The 2,491-nt window shown below is 72.4% G+C and carries 2 protein-coding genes; both read right to left on the reverse strand.

Annotated elements, in window-relative coordinates; translation table 11 throughout:
• Positions 1-101 precede the first annotated feature (101 nt).
• On the reverse strand, positions 102-1,001 hold the full coding sequence (locus tag ACWF94_RS38540; RefSeq protein ID WP_453499641.1) for a phosphoribosylaminoimidazolesuccinocarboxamide synthase: 900 nt from the start codon (positions 999-1,001) through the stop codon (positions 102-104).
• Positions 1,002-1,231: 230 nt separating this feature from the next.
• On the reverse strand, positions 1,232-2,491 hold a 1,260-nt coding region (locus tag ACWF94_RS38545; RefSeq protein ID WP_453499643.1), incomplete at its 5' end, for a N,N-dimethylformamidase beta subunit family domain-containing protein.

Genomic DNA, 2,491 nt, shown 5'->3' on the forward strand with positions numbered 1-2,491 from the left:
GGCCCCGGTCCTCCACAGGACCGGGGCCTTTGTCGTCCATCACCGTTTGTCCCGGTGCGGGGGTGCGTCCCGTTCACGGCGTGGGCGGTGTGCCCTGGTTGTTATGTCCAGGGCGTGCCGGTCAGCAGTTCGTACGCCTCCAGATACTTGGCCCGGGTCGCGTCGACGATCTCCTGCGGGAGCGGGGGCGGCGGCTGCTCGCTCCGGCGGTCCCAGCCGGACGCGGGCGAGGTCAGCCAGTCGCGTACGAACTGCTTGTCGTATGAGGGCTGGGCATGGCCCGGCTCCCAGCCGGCGACCGGCCAGAACCGCGAGGAGTCCGGGGTGAGCACCTCGTCGGCGAGGACGAGGCCGTCCCCGTCGAAGCCGAACTCGAACTTGGTGTCGGCGAGGATGATGCCCCGGTCGCGGGCGATGTCCCGGGCCCGCCCGTAGACCGCCAGGGTCGTCTGCCGCAGCAGGGCGGCGGTCTCCGCGCCGACCTGGCGGGCGACCTCCTCGTAGCTGACGTTCTCGTCGTGGTCGCCGACGGCGGCCTTGGTGGCGGGCGTGAAGATCGGGCCGGGCAGCTCCGAGCCGTCGGTCAGCCCCTCGGGGAGCGCGAGGCCGCAGACCGTACGGGTCTCGTCGTACTCGACCAGGCCCGAGCCGGTGAGATAGCCACGGGCGACGCACTCGACGGGGATCATGCGCAGCGAGGTGCAGACGAGGGTGCGGCCCGCCCAGTCGGCGGGGGCGCCCGGCGGCAGTTCGGTGGACAGGACATGGTTGGGGACGAGGTTCTGGAGGATGTCGAACCACCAGAGGGAGAGCTGAGTGAGCACCCGTCCCTTGTCGGGGATCTCGGTGGGCAGCACCCAGTCGTAGGCGGAGATGCGGTCACTGGCGACCATGACGAGGTCCCCGGCCTCGTTCTGGTACAGGTCGCGCACCTTGCCGGTGTGCAGATGCACCAGACCCGGCACCTGAAGCGGTTCGGGCTTTTCAACGAATCCGGACACGGTTCCTCCCCGTGGTTCTGACGAAGTGGTACCGATTCTTCCGTATGCGGGTGCTTCCGTCGTCGGGCGGGCTGTCCGGGGGCGACCGGGCCGGGGGCCTGGCCGTGGTGGGGCCGGGCCGGGCCTGGCCGTGGTGGGGCCGGGCCGGGCCTGGCCGGTGGTGGGGCCGGGCCGGGCCTGGCCGGTGGTGGGGCCGGGCCGGGCCTGGCCGGTGGTGGGGCCGGGCTGGTCTAGTCGCGCTTGCAGATCCGGTCGAGGAGGTTGGCCGTCGCGCGCTGGATGCGGGGGTCGACATGGCCCGGCCGGTCGAGCGCCGGGGACCAGGCGAAGGTGCCGGAGGCGAAGACCAGCGCCCCGGACGGCGCCCGGTACAGGGAGGTCTCCTGGTGGCGGGTCGCGCCCCTGCCGTCCCGGTACGGGGAGTGGGCGAGCAGAATGCGCCGCTGGTGTTCGGGGAGCGAGGTGCGCGGGAAGTAACGGTCGGCCTCGCCCGCGACCAGCCCCGGCAGTTCGTCGCCGTCGCCCGCGCCGGTCGCGTCCCAGAGCCAGTGGCCCGCGTTCCGTACGACCAGGGGGTGCGGCTCGGGCACCCGGCCCGCGTACTGGATGCCGAGGAGCTGCTGTTCGGGGCGGTCGATGTCCCGCCAGAGCGCGGGCTTCCCCGGGCCCCGGCGCTTGCGGCAGGTGAGCAGCCGGTCGGGTACGCCGGAGGGCGATGCGCCCAGCTCCACCTGCCAGTACATGGTGTTGGCGGAGAGAAAGACGAGCGAGGTGCCGTGGTCGCGGGCGGACTCGGCGATCCGGCGCATGGGGGCCGACCAGTACTCGTCATGGCCGGGGAAGACCAGGCCCCGGTAGCGGGTGGGGTCGATACGGCCCGCGTGCAGATCGCGGGTGTCCGCGTACGCGAGGTCGTATCCGTACCGCTCGGCCCAGCGGATGAAGTCGTAGGCGTGCCCGACATGGAGGGGCAGGCCGGCGCCCGCGTACGGCCGGTCGAAGGAGACGGTGACGGCCGCGTCCCGCTCGCCGAGGAGCCGGCCCTCGTCGTCCCAGGCGTGGTAAAGGCTCGCGCCGGTGCGGCCGTCCTCGGGATAGAGGTTGTACGCCTGCCAGGTGATGTCCGGGAGGAGCAGGAGCAGATCGGCGGGGTGGTCGTCGCGGACGGTGAAGGGGATGTGGGAGCGGTAGCCGTCGGCGGTGGTGAGGACGGCGACGTACGCCCCGATCGACCAGTACGACGGGATCTGGAGCCGCCAGGAGAGCCACCAGTGGTGGCAGGAGACCGTGCGGTTGGCGGTGAGCGGGGGCGGCTGGACGATGCCCGCGAGCCGGGGGCTGGTGGTGATCTTGGACGCGCCGTCGCCCGCGTAGTGCCCGATGCGGTAGACGTCGACGGAGAACTGCTGCGGCGGGTCCACCGTGATGTGGAAGTCGATCGCCTCCCCCGGGGCGACGCCACCCGTGGACGCGAAGCCCTTGATCTGCCG

This window comes from Streptomyces sp. NPDC055078 (genome assembly GCF_053607985.1).